Below are 16,736 nucleotides of genomic sequence, written 5' to 3'. Positions count from 1 at the left end.
GGCAGAGCAGCATCGGGCCAGGAAGGACACCATGGGCAAGGCGACCGGTTTTCTCGAATTTCCCCGCCAGAACGAGGCATACGAAGCGCCCGAAGCGCGCGTGAAGCATTACAAGGAATTCGTGTTCGCGCTGGCGGACAACGAAGCCAAGATCCAGGGCGCGCGTTGCATGGACTGCGGCATTCCGTTCTGCAACAACGGCTGCCCCGTCAACAACATCATCCCGGACTTCAACGACCTGGTGTATCGCCAGGACTGGAAGACCGCGATTGAGGTGCTGCACTCGACCAACAACTTCCCCGAGTTCACGGGCCGCATCTGCCCGGCACCGTGCGAAGCGGCTTGCACGCTGGGCATCAACGAACTGCCGGTGGGCATCAAGTCGATCGAGCACGCCATCATCGACAAGGCCTGGAAAGAAGGCTGGGTCGCGCCGCAAGTGCCGAAGCACAAGACCGGCAAGACCGTGGCCGTTGTCGGCTCGGGCCCGGCTGGCATGGCGGCAGCGCAGCAACTGGCGCGCGCCGGTCACGATGTGACGCTGTTCGAAAAGAACGACCGCATCGGCGGCCTGCTGCGCTACGGCATCCCCGATTTCAAGCTGGAGAAGGCGCAGATCGACCGCCGCATGCAGCAGATGGAAGCCGAGGGCGTGACGTTCCGCACCGGCGTGATGGTGGGCGACAAGACGGTTCCGGCCGGCATCGCCAACGACGCACGCGAGACCATCGCCGCGGAAGAGATCCTCAAGCAATTCGACGCCGTCGTGCTGACGGGCGGCTCGGAAGTGCCGCGCGATCTGCCGGTGCCGGGCCGTGATCTGGACGGCGTGCATTACGCGCTCGAATTCCTGATCCCGCAGAACAAGGAAGTGGCCGGCGATGCGCCGAACCCGATCCGCGCCGACGGCAAGCACGTCATCGTCATCGGTGGCGGCGACACGGGCTCGGACTGCGTGGGCACGTCCAACCGCCATGGCGCCGCATCGGTCACGCAGTTCGAACTGCTGCCGCGTCCGCCCGAAGAAGAGAACAAGCCGCTGGTGTGGCCGTACTGGCCGATCAAGCTGCGCACGTCGTCGTCGCATGACGAAGGCTGCGAGCGCGACTGGTCGGTCGCTACCAAGGCGCTCATCGGCGAGAACGGCCGCGTGACGGGCCTCACCGCCGTGCGCCTGGAGTGGAAGGACGGCAAGATGGCCGAGGTTGCAGGCAGCGAGTTCACGCTCAAGGCCGATCTCGTGCTGCTCGCGATGGGCTTTACCAACCCGGTCGGCGGCGTGCTGGATGCCTTTGGCGTGACGAAGGACGCGCGCAACAACGCGCGTGCCGCCACCGAGGGGGACAACGCCTACGCGACCAACGTGCCGAAGGTCTTCGCCGCCGGTGATGTGCGCCGTGGCCAGTCGCTCGTGGTCTGGGCCATCCGGGAAGGCCGCCAGGCTGCTCGCTCGGTTGACGCGTTTCTCATGGGCCATTCGGAACTGCCGCGCTGACCACGCGGTTGACCGTCTGACTCAGGCCCGCCTGCCTCGGCGGGCTTTTTTGTTTGTGACACGCGTGTTGTGGCGGCAGCGTCATGCCTCATGGTTTACGTCGACATGGTTTACATGAGTGCAGGGCGGACGGGCGGATTTCTAGAATGAGATCTCCCCGTGATCCCCGACCACCTCATGCGACCTCGTGCCCGCAATGTGCGTGCAGATGTGCCCCACGCGCCGGATGTGCCGCATATGCCGGACCGGCAGCGGCGGCGCACGCTTGCGTGGCTGGGCGTGCTGCCGGCAATGCTGACGTCGCCCGCGCATGCATTGCTGCAAGGGTATCCCTCGCAACCGCTGCGTCTGGTCGTGCCCGCGGCGGAAGGCAGCGCGTTTGATGCGTTGGCCCGGGCACTGGCGACGCAACTGCAGCAGCAGGTCGGCCGCGAGGTGGGCGTCGAAGATCGCCCGGCAGCCAATGGCATGGCCGCCGGCGAGGCCGTCGCCCGCGCGCCGTCCGATGGCCATACGCTTCTGCTTCAACAGACCACGTTCGTCGCCCAGCCCGCGCTGGAACCGGCATCGTATGACCCGCTGCGCGATTTTCAACCGGTAGCGATGGTGGCTACGCTGCCGCTGTTTCTCGCCGTCGATGCGCGCCTGCCGATCTACTCCATCACCGATCTGCTTGCGCAGGCGCGCGGCGAGTCCGTCACGGTCAATTGCGGCTCGGATATCGTCGGCACGTGGTCGCATCTCGTCGCCGAGCAGTTTGTGCGCGACTACGCTTTCCACGCGCCGCACGTGGCCGTTCGCGGTGAAGCCGGGCTCGTGCAGCAGATTCTGGCTGGGCGCATGACGGCATGTTTCGCCTGCTATCCGAGCGTGGCAGCAGCCGCGGCCAATGGCCAGTTGCGGTTGCTCGGGGTGACGGGCGGGGCGCGCTCGCGCTTCGCGCCCGCTGTGCCGACGCTGCGCGAAGGCGGTCTCGCCGGATTCGATCGCAGCGCCTGGATCGGCACCTTCATGCCGGCGCGCACCCCCCGGCTTCTGTCGATGCGCGCGGCGGCAGAACTGCGTCGCGCCGTCGCTTCCGGAGATGTCCACGCTACGTTGCGCGCAGGCGGCTTCGAGCCGGAATGGGATGCCCCCGACACGTTCGCCCAGGCCGTGCGCCGTGATGCCACGCATTGGCAAGGGGTGATTCGCCAAGCCGACCTACGCCTGGATAGCGGCGAATAGGGCACTTTCGTTTCTGCCCGCGCCGCCAAGACCGACTTCGCAGGCGCACCACTTTCAGCATCCCGCAAGACCCGAAAACCCATGGCGCGGCGAACAAGCCACACAAACTGTCGGTAAGAAAGGCGTGACTGACGGGCTACGCGGGTTTCCACCTATAATGGCGGGCCGCGCGAAGCCGCCCTTGTTGGCGGGTCTGCGGTCGTCAAGACAACGAGATGCGGCAGCATGAAGCCGCCAACCTGCCGAGCCCTCAGCACCGACCTCCACCGTGTCCAACCAGCCTTCCAACGCCGTTGTCGAACTCGATCAGGTCGATTTCGCCTATCAGCCAGGCGCGCGGCGCATCCTGTCCGGCCTGTGCATGCGCGTCCCCAAGGGCAGGGTGGTGGCCGTCATGGGCGGCTCCGGTTGCGGCAAGACGACAATTCTCCGGTTGATTGGCGGCCAAGTGGCCGCCGCTGCCGGTACTGTGCGCGTGCATGGCCAGGACATCGGCGCCATGGACAAGCGTGCGCTGTACGCGGCGCGCCGCCAGATGGGCATGCTGTTCCAGTTCGGTGCACTGTTTACGGATTTGTCCGTCTTCGACAATGTGGCATTTCCACTGCGCGAACATACCGAGCTGCCCGAAGCCCTCATCCGCGATCTGGTGCTGATGAAACTCAACGCGGTCGGCCTGCGCGGTGCACGCGACCTGATGCCCTCGGAGATTTCCGGCGGCATGGCGCGGCGCGTGGCATTGGCGCGGGCGATTGCGCTCGATCCGTCGCTCATCCTCTACGACGAGCCGTTCGCGGGGCTGGATCCGATCTCGCTGGGTTTGACCGCGTCGCTCATCCGCAAGTTGAACGACGCGCTGGGCGCGACCAGCATCATCGTCTCGCACGACGTGCAGGAGACGTTCCACATCGCCGATTACGTTTATTTCATTGCCAACGGCGGCATTGCTGCCCAGGGCACGCCGGCTGAGCTTGCTGCGTCGACCGACCCGTTCGTGCGCCAGTTCGTGCACGGTGAGGCGGACGGCCCCGTGCCGTTCCACTATCCTGGGGCGCCGCTGGCCGATGACTTCGGTCTGGGAAAGACCGGAGGAGCGCAATGATTTCCGCCATCGGTCGCTTTGTTCTGGTGCTGATCAGCCGCTTCGGCTATGCGGCGCGCACGTTGATTTCGCTCATTGGTGCTTCCGGCGACGTGTTGCGCCGCCCGCGCCTGGTGATCGAGCAACTGCGCTTTGTCGGCAATGATTCGTTCATCATCATTGCCGTATCGGGGCTGTTCGTTGGCTTCGTGCTTGGCTTGCAGGGATACAACACGCTCAACCGCTACGGCTCCGAGCAGGCGCTGGGCCTGCTGGTGGCGCTGTCGCTGGTGCGCGAACTGGGGCCGGTGGTGACGGCGCTGCTCTTTGCTGGTCGCGCCGGTACCTCGCTCACGGCCGAGATTGGCCTGATGAAAGCCGGCGAGCAACTGATCGCCATGGAAATGATGGCCGTCGATCCGCTGGCCCGCGTGCTGGCGCCGCGCTTCTGGGCGGGCTTCATTGCCATGCCGCTGCTGGCGGCGATTTTCAGTGCGGTCGGTATTCTGGGCGGATACTTCGTCGGGGTCGGGTTGATTGGCGTAGACCCCGGGGCGTTCTGGTCGCAGATGCAGGCCGGCGTGGATGTCATGGACGACGTGCTGAACGGCGTCATCAAGAGTGTCGTGTTTGGTGTGGCGGTTACCTTCATTGCGCTGTATCAGGGCTATGAGGCCAAGGCCACGCCGGAAGGCGTCTCGCGCGCGACTACCCGGACGGTGGTGATCGCGTCGCTCACCGTGCTGGCGCTGGATTTCGTGCTCACGGCACTGATGTTCAGCTGAGCCGCCGGTTGTCGTTAGCGTTCAACGAGAAAAGATCATGCGTAAAAGCGTCCTCGATTTCTGGGTCGGCCTGTTCGTACTGGTGGGCATCATTGCGCTGCTATTCCTGGCGCTCAAAGCGGGCAATATGAGTTCGTTCTCGTTTGCCAAGACTTACCAGGTGAAGGCCGCCTTCGACAACATCGGCGGGTTGAAGGTGCGGGCTCCGGTCAAGAGTTCGGGGGTGGTGGTCGGCCGTGTGTCGCAGATCCTCTTCGACGACAAGAGCTACCAGGCCATCGCGGTGCTCGACATGGATCAGCGCTATCAGTTTCCGAAAGACAGTTCGGCCAAGGTCCTGACCTCGGGTCTGCTGGGCGAGCAATACATCGGTATCGAGCCGGGCGGCGACTCGGCCATGCTTGCTAGCGGCAGCAAGATCACGATGACGCAGTCGGCGGTGGTGCTGGAAAACCTGATCAGCCAGTTCCTGTACAGCAAGGCTGCGGATGCCGGTGCCGGCAGCGCAAATGGCAGCGCCGGCGGAGCCAAGCCGGCTGAGGGCAGTGGGAGCAAATAAATCATGAAAACAACGACATCCATCCGTACGCTGCGCAGCTTTGCGCTGGCCGTGGCTGCTGGCGCCACGCTGCTGGCTGGCTGTGCGACGGGGCCGAATGCCAATCCGGCCGATCCGATCGAGCCGTTCAACCGCGAAGTCTTCCGTATCAACGAGGACCTCGACAAGGGCGTGCTGAAGCCGGTCGCGCAAACGTATGTCGATGTGGTGCCGTCTCCGGCGCGCACGGCAGTGTCGAATTTCTTCTCGAACGCGGGCGATGTCTATTCGGCCGTCAACAATCTGCTGCAGTTGAAGGGCACGGCCGCGCTGGAAGACACCATGCGCGTGGCGATCAATACCGTGCTGGGTCTGGGTGGCCTGATCGACATTGCGTCGGACGCCGGCCTGCCCAAGCACAAGGAAGACTTCGGCCAGACGCTGGGTGTGTGGGGCGTACCGTCGGGCCCTTACGTCGTTTGGCCGCTGCTCGGGCCCAGCACCGCGCGTGACACCGTGGGGTTCCTGGTCGACTGGCAGATGGATCCGCTCACGTACTGGCACGACAGCGCAGTCACCTACTCGCTGGCCGCGCTGCGCGTGGTGGACGTGCGCGCGAACCTGCTTGGGGCCAGCAATGTGCTCGAACAGGCCGCTGTCGACAAGTACACGTTCCTGCGCGATGCCTACCTGCAGCGCCGTCGCTACCTGATCTATGACGGCAACCTGCCGGAAGATCAGGACAACAAGACCTCGCCGGATACCGGTGACGCCACGGTCTCGCCGTACCAGCGCTTTACCCCCAACTGGCCGGTGTTCCGTCGCTGATCGACACACGTAACAAGGTCGCCTCAAAGGTGACAAGGCGTAAAACTGGCCGGCCCGCACGAACTAGCTTGCGGGCGGTCTGTTCTAATCGCCAACAAGATTGTGGCGAACGCGCTGCAAGCGACCCGAAAATCACACTATAAGGACGCGATATGTTGAACAAGCTCCTCCGCTCCCTGTTTGCCGGACTCACCCTGACGGCTGCCGTTGCAGCCGCGCCGGTCCACGCCCAAGAAGCTGATGCACAGACCACCGTCAAGACGGCAGTGGACGACGTGCTCACCACCATCAAGAGCGATCCGGAACTGCGCGGCGGCAACATGAGCAAGGTGTTCCAGCTCGTCGACCAGAAGATCGTGCCGCGTGCCGATTTCAAGCGCACCACGCAAATCGCCATGGGCCGATTCTGGAACCAGGCATCGCCGGAGCAGCAACAGCAGATCCAGGAAGGCTTCAAGACGTTGCTCATCCGCACTTACGCCGGCGCGCTGTCGAACGTGAAGAACCAGACCGTTTCGTACAAGCCGTTCCGTGCAGCTGCGGATGACACCGACGTGGTGGTGCGCTCGACCGTGAACAACAACGGCGAGCCGGTGGCCCTGGACTACCGCCTGGAAAAGACGGCCGGTGGCTGGAAGGTGTACGACATCAACATCAGCGGCCTGTGGCTGTCGGAAACGTACAAGAACCAGTTTGCCGATGTCATCAGCAAGCGTGGCGGCGTGGCCGGCCTGGTGAGCTTCCTGAACGAGCGCAACTCGCAGCTCGAGAAGGGCCCGGCAAAGTAAGCAGCCTTCCGGTAGAATCGATGCAGCGGTCAACTCTGGCCGCTGTTTCTTTTTCTGACGTATCCATTTCCACCATGTTGACCTTGTCCGGCCCGCTGACTCACCGCGAAGCGCCGCGCGTTCTGCGCGAGGGCGAGGCTCAGCTCGGCCAAGCGCGCGAAGCCGGCAATGCCGCGCTGCACGTCGATTGCGCTGGCTTGTCGCAGGTCGATTCTTCTGCGCTGGCGGTGCTGCTGTCGTGGCAGCGCACGGCACAGAGCGCCGGTATCGTGCTCGATATCGCAGGCGCTCCGCAGGCGCTGTCCAACCTCGCCACGCTTTACGGCGTGGAGTCTCTGCTGGCCGTCGCGCCAGCCCCTGCTGCTCCCCATCACGCTCGACATTGACGCGGCGTCCGGTGCGGGGCGCGGGGTGATGCCCCCGAACCCGTCATCGCGATGCCGCGCTCCGGCCGAGGCGTCGCGCGCGCCCTGGCATTCGCGGTTGGGCGTCGCAGGGTGCGGCGCCGTGAGTTGGTGCAGTTCCCCTATAATTCTGGGTTTGTCGCTCTGCCGCTGCCATGTGCGGCATCCGCGGCCGTCATGATCGTGTCGATCCACGGCCTCGATATGCGCAGAGTAGTTCACTTTGTCGGCCATGAAAGCCATCGAAATCGCTGACGTCCGCAAGCGCTACAAGTCGTTGCAAGCGCTAAAGGGCGTGAGCCTGTCTGTCGAGCAGGGCGAGTTTTTCGGCCTGCTGGGCCCCAACGGCGCGGGCAAGACCACGCTGATCTCCATCCTCGCTGGCCTGAATCGTGCCGATTCCGGCCACGTGCGCGTGCTTGGTCACGACGTTGTCACCGACTACCGCATGGCCCGCCGCAAGCTCGGCGTGGTGCCGCAGGAACTGGTGTTCGATCCGTTCTTCACGGTGCGCGAAACGCTCCGCCTGCAGTCGGGCTACTTCGGCCTGACCAAGAACGACGACTGGATCGATGAGGTCATGGCCAACCTGGACCTCACCAACAAGGCGGACGCCAACATGCGCGCGCTCTCGGGCGGCATGAAGCGCCGCGTGCTTGTTGCGCAGGCGCTGGTACACCGCCCTCCCGTGATCGTGCTGGACGAACCGACCGCCGGCGTGGACGTCGAGTTGCGCCAGACGCTGTGGAAATTCATCTCGCGCCTGAATCGCGAAGGCCATACCGTCGTGCTGACCACGCATTACCTGGAAGAAGCCGAATCCCTGTGCGACCGCATCGCCATGCTCAAGTTTGGCGAAGTGGTGGCGCTCGATCGCACGGCGAATCTGCTGTCGCAATTTGCCGGGCTGCAACTGGTGCTGAGCTTTTCGAAGGGAGCGCTGCCCGCGTCGCTGGAAGGCCTGCGCTTGCCGGGCAACCACGGCGAGCGTGGCGTGCGCCTGCGCTTGTCGGGCTATGGCGAGGTCGAACAGATTCTCGCCACGTGCCGCCTCGCCGGCTGTGAGATCGACGACATGGAAGTCGCCAAGGCGGATCTGGAAGACGTGTTCGTGCAGATCATGCGCCGCGAAGGTGGCTTGCCCGTGGGGCCTCAGACGCCCGCCATTCCCGATTCTGCGCTGGAGCCCGCTGCATGAACGCCATTCCCGAGAGCTTGCCGGGCCGCTGGGTCGGTTTCCGCACGCTGCTGTACAAGGAAGTGCTGCGCTTCTGGAAGGTGAGCTTCCAGACCGTGGCCGCGCCGGTGCTGACCGCGCTGCTGTATCTCCTGATCTTCGGGCACGTGCTGGAAGACCGCGTCAAGGTGTTCGACCAGTTGAGCTACACCGCTTTCCTGGTGCCTGGTCTGGTGATGATGAGCGTGCTGCAGAACGCCTTTGCGAACAGCTCTTCGTCGCTCATCCAGTCCAAGATCACCGGCAACCTAGTGTTCATCATGCTGCCGCCCCTGTCGCACTGGGAGATGTTCGGTGCGTACGTGTGCGCGTCCGTCATTCGCGGTCTGGCGGTGGGTACGGGCGTGCTGGTCGTGACGACCTTGTTTGCGCATCTGCACTTCGCGCAGCCGCTGTGGATCATCGTGTTTGCTGTGCTGGGCGCCAGCGTGCTCGGCACGCTGGGGCTGATTGCCGGTATCTGGGCTGAAAAGTTCGATCAGCTTGCGGCGTTCCAGAACTTTCTGATCGTGCCGGCCACCTTCCTGGCGGGTGTGTTCTATTCGATTCATTCACTGCCGCCGTTCTGGCAGGCGGTGTCCCACGCCAATCCGTTCTTCTACATGATCGACGGCTTCCGCTACGGCTTCTTCGGCGTGTCCGATGTGCCGGTGACGACGAGCCTCGGCGTGATGCTGATCGCGTTGGTCGTGGTGGGGGGATTGGCCCTGCAGATGCTGCGCACGGGCTACAAGCTGCGCCATTGATGCGTCGATAACAAAACGAACGACGCTCACCCTAACGTTTTGCAGGAGAAGGGACGGCTATGTTGCCCACACCCGAACAAGTCAAGCAGTACATCGAAACTGGCCTGCCGTGCGAGCACCTCGAAGTCGAGGGCGACGGCCAACACTTTTTTGCCACCATCGTCAGCGCGCAATTTGAAGGCAAGCGGTTGATCCAGCGTCACCAGCTCGTCTATGCCGCGCTGGGTGAGCGGATGCGCGCGGAAATCCACGCGCTGTCCATGAAGACGCTCACCCCGGCGGAGTGGCAGTCCTGATGGCCGAGCTTGATCCCACCCCGGTTACCGTTTCAACCGATTCCGACCTTGCGCTCGCCGAGCGCCCCTCCCAAAGTGATCGACGAGACGTCTCGCTCATGGACAAACTGCTGATCGAAGGCAATGGCCCGTTGTCGGGCGAAATCCGCGTGTCTGGCGCCAAGAACGCCGCGCTGCCCATCATGTGCGCCGCGCTGCTGACGGCCGAGCCGCTGGCGCTGAGCAACGTGCCGAACCTGCAGGACGTGCGCACGATGCTCAAGCTGCTGCGCCAGATGGGCGTGGAAGGCGTGCTCGACGGTCACAACCTCACGCTCGACGCGGCGACCATCCACACGCCGGAAGCTTCGTACGACCTGGTGAAGACGATGCGTGCGTCGATCCTGGTACTGGGCCCGCTGCTGGCGCGTTTCGGCCATGCGCGTGTGTCGCTGCCGGGCGGTTGCGGCATCGGTGCGCGTCCGGTCGATCAGCACATCAAGGGCCTGCAGCAGATGGGCGCCGAGATCGTGATTGAACATGGCTACATCGAAGCCAAGCTTGCTGATGAGGCCAAGCGTCTGCGCGGCGCGCGCATCGTCACCGACATGGTGACGGTGACGGGCACCGAAAACCTGCTGATGGCCGCCGCACTGGCCGACGGCGAAACCGTGCTGGAAAACGCCGCGCGCGAGCCCGAGGTGACCGACCTCGCCAATCTGCTCGTGAAGATGGGCGCGCGCATCGAAGGCATTGGCACCGACCGTCTGGTGATCCAGGGCGTGGAAGCGTTGCACGGCGCCGCGCACACGGTGATTGCCGATCGCATTGAAGCTGGCACGTTCCTGTGCGCCGTGGCTGCGGCCGGCGGCGACGTGACGCTGCGCGGCGTGCCGCCTGGCATTTTGGATGCCGTGCTCGACAAGCTGCGCGAAGCCGGCGTGACGCTCACCACGGGCGACGACTGGATCCGTGTGCAGATGACGGGCCGCCCCAAGGCCGTGAGCTTCCGCACGTCGGAATACCCGGCGTTCCCGACCGACATGCAGGCGCAGTTCATGATGCTCAACGCCATTGCCGAAGGCTCTGCCACGGTAACGGAGACCATCTTCGAAAACCGCTTCATGCACGTGCAGGAACTGAACCGCCTGGGCGCCAATATCGTCATCGACGGCAAGACGGCCGTGGTGACGGGCGTCGAGCAATTGTCGGGCGCGACCGTCATGGCAACCGACCTGCGGGCCTCGGCCAGCCTCGTCATTGCCGGTTTGATCGCGCAGGGCGAGACGCTGGTCGACCGCATCTATCACCTTGATCGCGGCTACGACCGCATTGAAGACAAGCTGTCCGCTGTCGGCGCCAAGATCCGCCGCATTCAAGCGTAAGGTAAGGAACCCGCCGGCCATGAACGCATTCCAGTCCGCCTCCAACCAGCTCACGCTGGCGCTGTCCAAAGGGCGCATCTTTGAAGAGACGCTGCCGTTGCTGAAGGCTGCCGGCATCGAGGTGACCGAAGATCCGGAAACCTCGCGCAAGCTGATTCTGCCGACCTCTGACCCGGCGTTGCGCGTGATCATCGTGCGCGCTTCCGACGTGCCGACCTACGTGCAATACGGCGCGGCGGACTTCGGCGTGGCCGGCCGCGACGTGCTGATGGAGCACGGCATGGCGGGCCTGTATGCGCCCATCGATTTGAACATTGCCCGCTGCCGCATGTCGGTGGCGGTGCCCAAGGGCTTCGATTACGCCAACGCGGTGCGCCAGGGTGCGCGCCTGTCGGTGGCGACGAAGTATCTGAATACCGCGCGCGAGCACTTCGCCAAGAAGGGCGTGCACGTCGACCTGATCAAGCTGTATGGCTCGATGGAGCTGGGCCCGCTGGTGGGCCTGGCTGACGCCATCGTCGACCTGGTCAGCACGGGCGGCACGCTGCGCGCGAACAACCTCGTCGAGGTGGAAGAGATCGTGCAGATCTCGTCCCGACTCGTCGTCAACCAGGCTGCGCTGAAACTCAAGCGCGACCGGCTGGCGCCCATCCTCGACGCTTTCGAGCGCGCCTCTGCGACGGACGCGCGCGTTGGGGAAGCCGCATGAGCCTGACCATCCGTAAGCTGGATTCGGCTGAAGCCGGATTCGCGGCGCAACTGCGCCAGGTGCTTGCTTTTGAAGCGAGCGAAGACGAAGCCATTGACCGCGCCGCCGCGCAGATCCTGGCCGACGTGAAGGCGCGCGGCGATGCCGCCGTGCTGGAAGCCACGCGCCGCTTCGACCGCATCGAAGCCGACAGCGTGGCCGCGCTGGAACTGTCGCCGGCCACCCTGCAAGCCGCGCTCGATGGCCTGGAGCCCAAGCGCCGCGCGGCACTTGAAGCCGCTGCCGCCCGCGTACGTGCGTATCACGAGAAGCAGAAGATCGAGTGCGGCACGCACAGCTGGGAATACGCCGAAGCTGACGGCACGGTGCTTGGCCAGAAGGTGACGCCGCTCGACCGCGTGGGCATTTACGTGCCGGGCGGCAAGGCGGCGTATCCGTCATCGGTGTTGATGAACGCGATTCCGGCGCGCGTGGCCGGCGTCAAGGAAATCATCATGGTGGTGCCCACGCCCGGCGGCGTGCGCAATGACTTGGTGCTGGCTGCGGCTTGCATCGCCGGCGTGGACCGCGTGTTCACCATCGGCGGCGCGCAGGCCGTAGGTGCGCTGGCTTATGGCACGGACACCGTCCCGGCCGTCGACAAGATCGTCGGCCCCGGCAACGCCTATGTGGCCGCTGCCAAGCGTCGCGTGTTCGGCACGGTTGGTATCGACATGATTGCCGGTCCGTCGGAAATCCTCGTCATCTGCGATGGCACGACCGATCCGGACTGGGTGGCGATGGACTTGTTTTCGCAAGCCGAGCACGACGAGCTGGCCCAGTCGATCCTGCTGTGTCCGAACGCCGAGTTCATCGCGCAGGTGGAAGCCAGCATCAACCGCCAGCTTGAAGACATGCCGCGCCGCAGCGTGATTGCCGAGTCGCTGTCGGGCCGTGGCGCGCTCGTCAAGGTGCGCGACATGGAAGAGGCGTGCGACATCGCCAACGACATCGCGCCCGAGCATCTGGAGATTTCGGCAGAGAACCCGCGCCAGTGGGCTGAGCGCATCCGCCACGCCGGTGCGATCTTTCTCGGCAAGTACACCAGCGAATCGCTGGGCGATTACTGCGCGGGCCCGAACCACGTGCTGCCGACGTCGCGCACGGCACGCTTCTCGTCGCCGCTCGGCGTGTACGACTTCATCAAGCGTTCCAGCCTGATCGAGGTGAGCGAAGCCGGGGCGCAGATGCTGGGCGAGATTGCGGCCGAGCTGGCCTACGGCGAAGGCCTGCAGGCGCATGCCCGCAGCGCCGAATATCGCCTGCAACGCCCGACCTCCGAATAACACCCGCCGCACGACGATGACCGCCACCGCTCCGGCCCAAGCTTCTCTGGATGACCTGCTCGCCCGCATCGTGCGCGACGACGTTCGCGCCATGGGTGCGTACCACGTGCCCGACGCGACTGGCATGGTCAAGCTGGACGCGATGGAGAACCCGTATCCGCTGCCGGCAATGCTGCGCGACGCATTGGGCAAGCGCCTGGCCGAAGTCGCACTCAATCGCTACCCGGTGCCGACTGCCGATGCGCTCAGGGCACAGCTCAAGCAGGTGATGCACGTGCCGGCCGGCGCCGAGGTGCTGCTGGGCAACGGTTCGGACGAGATCATCAGCCTGATCGCCATTGCGGCGGCCAAGCCGGGCGCGACCGTGCTGGCGCCGGTGCCGGGCTTCGTGATGTACGCGATGTCGGCGCAGCTGCTGGGCCTGAACTTTGTTGGCGTACCGCTCAAGGCAGACCTGACGCTCGACCGTGAAGCCATGCTGGCCGCCATGACCGAGCACCAGCCTGCCGTCATCTACCTGGCGTATCCGAACAACCCGACCGGTAACCTGTTCGACGCGGCCGACATGGACGCGATCATCCGCGCGGCTCGCGGCCCGGTGTGCCAGAGCCTGGTGGTGGTCGACGAGGCCTACCAGCCGTTCGCGCAGCACAGCTGGATGCCGCGCCTGCGCGATTTCGATCACCTTCTGGTGATGCGCACCGTCTCGAAGCTGGGCCTGGCCGGTATCCGCCTCGGCTACGTGGCAGGCCACCCGAAGTGGATCGCCGAGTTGGACAAGGTGCGCCCGCCGTACAACGTGAATGTGCTGACCGAGGCCACCGCCCAGTTCATGCTTGAACACGTGGACGTGCTGGATGCCCAGGCAGCGACCCTGCGCACCGAGCGCACCAAACTGATCGATGCACTGTCGGCCCAGCCCGGCGTGACGGTCTTCCCGAGCGCGGCAAATTTCATCCTGCTGCGCGTGCCGAATGCCGCCGCTTTGTTCGAGCGCCTGCTCAATCGGCGGATTCTGATTAAAAACGTCAGTAAAATGCACCCGTTGTTGACCAACTGTCTGCGCGTGACGGTCAGCAATCCCGAAGAAAACGCGCAATTTATCGATGCCTTTGCCGCATCGATGCAGGAAGCCCCATGAGCCGCCGTGCCGAGGTCACTCGCAACACCTCTGAAACGCAGATCCGCGTCGCCCTTGATTTGGACGGCACGGGCAAGCAGACGCTGAACACCGGCGTCCCCTTCCTCGACCACATGCTCGACCAGATCGCCCGTCACGGCATGGTCGACCTGGACGTTTCGGCCACCGGCGACACCCATATCGACGACCACCACACCGTGGAAGACGTCGGCATCACGCTGGGCCAAGCCGTCACCAAAGCCATCGGCGACAAGAAGGGCATCGTGCGCTACGGCCACAGCTATGTGCCGCTGGACGAAGCGCTGTCGCGGGTGGTCATCGACTTCTCCGGCCGTCCGGGCCTGGAGTTCCACGTGCCGTTCACGCGCGCACGCGTCGGCAACTTTGACGTGGACCTGTCCATCGAATTCTTCCGCGGGTTCGTCAACCATGCCGGCGTGACGCTGCATATCGACAACCTGCGCGGCGTCAACGCGCACCACCAGATCGAAACCGTGTTCAAGGCCTTCGGCCGTGCGCTGCGCATGGCGGTCGAGATCGACCCGCGCGCTGCCGGCACGATTCCGTCGACCAAGGGCGCACTGTAAATCACTGCGTCGGCCTGGCCGCGCCTACCCGACTCCCAAACCGGCCGCCGATCCGATGGATCTGACAAAAAGCTTTTTCTCGCTGCTCGCCCTGATCAACCCGATCGGGGCGATCCCGTTCTTCATCAGCCTGACCGAGAGCCAGACAGACGAAGAGAAGCGCCGCACCATCAAGGTCGCGTCGATTTCGGTGGCGATCGTGATCGGCCTGTCGGCGTTGCTCGGCGAGCAGATCATCAGCTTTTTCGGGTTCTCGGTTGGCTCGCTCCAGGTTGGCGGCGGGATCATCATGATCATGATCGCGCTGAACATGCTCAATGCGCAGACCAGCCGCACCAAGGCCACGCCCGAAGAAGAGGACGAGGCCGGCGCCAAGGCCAGCATTGCCGTTGTGCCGCTGGCGATTCCGCTGCTCACGGGCCCGGGCTCAATCAGCACGGTCATCGTCTATGCCGGCAAGACCAAGCATTGGTGGGACCTGTTTCTCCTGGCAGGGGTCGGTGTTGCGATCGCAGTTGTGGTCTGGATCGTGTTGCGCGCGGCCGAGCCGATCGCCCGCGTGATCGGTCGCACCGGCATCAATGTCGGTACGCGGTTGATGGGCTTGATCCTGGCGGCGCTGGCCGTGGAATTCATTGTTGATGGGCTGAAAACCCTGTTGCCCGTACTGAGGGCCTAAGTTAAGTCATGACTAAGATCGCAATCGTCGATTACGGCATGGGCAATCTGCGCTCGGTAGCGCAAGCCCTGATGGCCGTTGCTCCAGAGGCCGATGTGCGCATCAGTGCGCAAGCGGATGAAATTCGTTCGGCCGACCGCGTGGTGCTGCCGGGGCAGGGCGCCATGCCCGATTGCATGGCCGCGTTCGACCAGTCGGGCCTGCGCGACGCTGTGCTGGAGGCATCGCGCAGCAAGCCGATGCTTGGCGTGTGCGTGGGTGAGCAGATGCTGCTCGAGCGCAGCACCGAGGCGCGCCCGGGCCAGCAGTTCACCGAGGGGTTGGGCCTCATCAAAGGCGATGTGGTCCGCTTTGACCTGGACGGCCAGTTGCAGCCGGACGGCTCACGGTACAAAGTGCCTCAGATGGGCTGGAACCGCGTGCACCAGAGTCGGGCCCACGCCCTCTGGGAAGGTGTGGCGGATCAGAGCTACTTCTATTTCGTGCACAGCTACTACGCCCGGCCTGCCAACGCCGACGAATCGGTCGGAGAGACCGAATACGGCGTGCGGTTTACCTCCGCCATCGCCCGGGATAATATTTTTGCAACACAGTTTCACCCGGAAAAAAGTGCGCAAGCCGGCCTGCAGATCTACCGGAACTTTGTGCACTGGAATCCGTGACGCCCGCCGTGGCGTCGCAATCGAATCCATTTTTCGCCCTTTTTAATCTTTTCCCCTCAACTCTGTCGTCACGCTTATGTTGCTCATCCCGGCCATCGACCTGAAGGACGGTCAGTGTGTGCGCCTCAAACAAGGCGATATGGATCAAGCCACCGTATTCTCGGAAGACCCTGCAGCCATGGCGCGGCATTGGGTCGAGCAGGGTGCGCGCCGCTTGCACCTTGTCGATCTGAATGGCGCTTTCGCGGGCAAGCCGCGTAACGAGGCGGCTGTAAAGGCCATCCTCGCCGAGGTGGGCGATGAGATTCCCGTGCAACTCGGCGGCGGCATCCGCGATCTGGGCACCATCGAGCGCTGGCTCGACGATGGCTTGTCGTACGTAATCATCGGCACGGCGGCGGTCAAGGACCCGGGTTTTCTGCGGGACGCATGCACGGCGTTCGGCGGTCACATCATCGTCGGGCTCGATGCCAAGGACGGTAAGGTGGCGACCGACGGCTGGAGCAAGCTCTCCGGCCACGAAGTCGTTGACCTCGCCAAGAAGTACGAAGACTACGGCGTCGAAGGCATCATCTACACGGATATCGGCCGCGACGGCATGCTGCAAGGCATCAACATCGATGCCACCGTCAAGTTGGCACAGTCGGTGAAGATTCCCGTCATTGCCAGTGGCGGCCTGTCGAACCTGAAGGACATCGACCACCTGTGCGCGGTCGAAGAGCATGGCGTGGAGGGCGTGATCTGTGGTCGCGCGATCTATTCCGGCGACCTGAACTTCAAGGAAGCGCAAGCCCTTGCGGACAAACTCGGCGCGGCCTGATTGTTGATCCAGCCGTGCACAACG

The 16,736-nt window shown here is 64.2% G+C and carries 19 protein-coding genes; all 19 read left to right on the top strand.

Going from position 1 to position 16,736, the window contains the following annotated elements; translation table 11 throughout:
- Positions 1-31: 31 nt before the first annotated feature.
- The 19 genes from ACU8YE_RS18145 (at position 32) to hisA (ending at position 16,712) form a co-directional block, all read left to right on the top strand.
- Positions 32-1,495 carry a glutamate synthase subunit beta gene (locus tag ACU8YE_RS18145; protein ID WP_446929298.1) on the top strand — a complete coding sequence of 488 codons (1,464 nt, stop codon included), beginning with the start codon at positions 32-34 and terminating at the stop codon, positions 1,493-1,495.
- Between the two features lie 177 nt (positions 1,496-1,672).
- Positions 1,673-2,722 carry a Bug family tripartite tricarboxylate transporter substrate binding protein gene (locus ACU8YE_RS18140; protein WP_373407720.1) on the top strand — a complete coding sequence of 350 codons (1,050 nt, stop codon included), beginning with the start codon at positions 1,673-1,675 and terminating at the stop codon, positions 2,720-2,722.
- Between the two features lie 268 nt (positions 2,723-2,990).
- Positions 2,991-3,824, top strand: coding sequence for an ABC transporter ATP-binding protein (locus ACU8YE_RS18135; protein ID WP_446929297.1), 834 nt, complete (start codon positions 2,991-2,993; stop codon positions 3,822-3,824).
- Positions 3,821-4,588 (top strand): lipid asymmetry maintenance ABC transporter permease subunit MlaE, encoded by a 768-nt coding sequence (gene mlaE / locus ACU8YE_RS18130; protein WP_045203038.1) that lies wholly within the window; start codon positions 3,821-3,823, stop codon positions 4,586-4,588. The genes ACU8YE_RS18135 and mlaE overlap by 4 nt, the downstream gene beginning before the upstream one ends.
- Positions 4,589-4,625: 37 nt before the next feature.
- Positions 4,626-5,147, top strand: a complete 522-nt coding sequence (gene mlaD / locus ACU8YE_RS18125; RefSeq protein ID WP_024977847.1) for an outer membrane lipid asymmetry maintenance protein MlaD — start codon at positions 4,626-4,628, stop codon at positions 5,145-5,147.
- A 3-nt stretch (positions 5,148-5,150) separates the two neighbouring features.
- Entirely contained in the window at positions 5,151-5,954 is an 804-nt protein-coding gene (locus ACU8YE_RS18120; RefSeq protein ID WP_232041172.1) for an MlaA family lipoprotein, read from the top strand.
- Positions 5,955-6,106: 152 nt separating this feature from the next.
- On the top strand, positions 6,107-6,742 hold the full coding sequence (locus ACU8YE_RS18115; protein ID WP_232041171.1) for an MlaC/ttg2D family ABC transporter substrate-binding protein: 636 nt from the start codon (positions 6,107-6,109) through the stop codon (positions 6,740-6,742).
- Positions 6,743-6,816: 74 nt separating this feature from the next.
- Entirely contained in the window at positions 6,817-7,128 is a 312-nt protein-coding gene (locus ACU8YE_RS18110; protein WP_260804099.1) for an STAS domain-containing protein, read from the top strand.
- A gap of 250 nt (positions 7,129-7,378) precedes the next feature.
- On the top strand, positions 7,379-8,344 hold the full coding sequence (locus tag ACU8YE_RS18105) for an ABC transporter ATP-binding protein (RefSeq protein WP_232041169.1): 966 nt from the start codon (positions 7,379-7,381) through the stop codon (positions 8,342-8,344).
- Complete coding sequence (locus ACU8YE_RS18100; RefSeq protein ID WP_232041168.1) at positions 8,341-9,129, top strand: ABC transporter permease; 789 nt, start codon at positions 8,341-8,343, stop codon at positions 9,127-9,129. Before ACU8YE_RS18105 ends, ACU8YE_RS18100 begins: the two co-directional genes overlap by 4 nt.
- 59 nt (positions 9,130-9,188) lie before the next feature.
- The gene (locus ACU8YE_RS18095; protein WP_024542178.1) at positions 9,189-9,425 is read left to right on the top strand and encodes a BolA family protein; all 237 of its coding nucleotides are present in this window, start codon (positions 9,189-9,191) and stop codon (positions 9,423-9,425) included.
- A 98-nt stretch (positions 9,426-9,523) separates the two neighbouring features.
- Positions 9,524-10,789 carry a UDP-N-acetylglucosamine 1-carboxyvinyltransferase gene (gene murA / locus ACU8YE_RS18090; protein WP_260804101.1) on the top strand — a complete coding sequence of 422 codons (1,266 nt, stop codon included), beginning with the start codon at positions 9,524-9,526 and terminating at the stop codon, positions 10,787-10,789.
- 19 nt (positions 10,790-10,808) lie between these two features.
- Entirely contained in the window at positions 10,809-11,498 is a 690-nt protein-coding gene (gene hisG, locus ACU8YE_RS18085) for an ATP phosphoribosyltransferase (protein WP_009241938.1), read from the top strand.
- Entirely contained in the window at positions 11,495-12,823 is a 1,329-nt protein-coding gene (hisD, locus tag ACU8YE_RS18080) for a histidinol dehydrogenase (protein WP_446929296.1), read from the top strand. The genes hisG and hisD overlap by 4 nt, the downstream gene beginning before the upstream one ends.
- A gap of 16 nt (positions 12,824-12,839) precedes the next feature.
- On the top strand, positions 12,840-13,964 hold the full coding sequence (gene hisC / locus ACU8YE_RS18075) for a histidinol-phosphate transaminase (RefSeq protein WP_446929295.1): 1,125 nt from the start codon (positions 12,840-12,842) through the stop codon (positions 13,962-13,964).
- A complete protein-coding gene (gene hisB, locus ACU8YE_RS18070; protein WP_414561151.1) occupies positions 13,961-14,551 on the top strand; it encodes an imidazoleglycerol-phosphate dehydratase HisB in 591 nt (196 codons plus the stop codon). Before hisC ends, hisB begins: the two co-directional genes overlap by 4 nt.
- 55 nt (positions 14,552-14,606) lie before the next feature.
- The gene (locus tag ACU8YE_RS18065) at positions 14,607-15,230 is read left to right on the top strand and encodes a MarC family protein (protein WP_004634603.1); all 624 of its coding nucleotides are present in this window, start codon (positions 14,607-14,609) and stop codon (positions 15,228-15,230) included.
- Between the two features lie 8 nt (positions 15,231-15,238).
- A complete protein-coding gene (gene hisH, locus ACU8YE_RS18060) occupies positions 15,239-15,892 on the top strand; it encodes an imidazole glycerol phosphate synthase subunit HisH (RefSeq protein ID WP_440819017.1) in 654 nt (217 codons plus the stop codon).
- Between the two features lie 76 nt (positions 15,893-15,968).
- A complete protein-coding gene (hisA, locus tag ACU8YE_RS18055) occupies positions 15,969-16,712 on the top strand; it encodes a 1-(5-phosphoribosyl)-5-[(5-phosphoribosylamino)methylideneamino]imidazole-4-carboxamide isomerase (protein ID WP_004634607.1) in 744 nt (247 codons plus the stop codon).
- Positions 16,713-16,736 lie beyond the last annotated feature (24 nt).

This window comes from Ralstonia sp. VS2407 (genome assembly GCF_052950655.1).
Note: the sequence above shows the minus strand (reverse complement) of the source record. Positions and strands in the feature narration are given on the sequence as shown.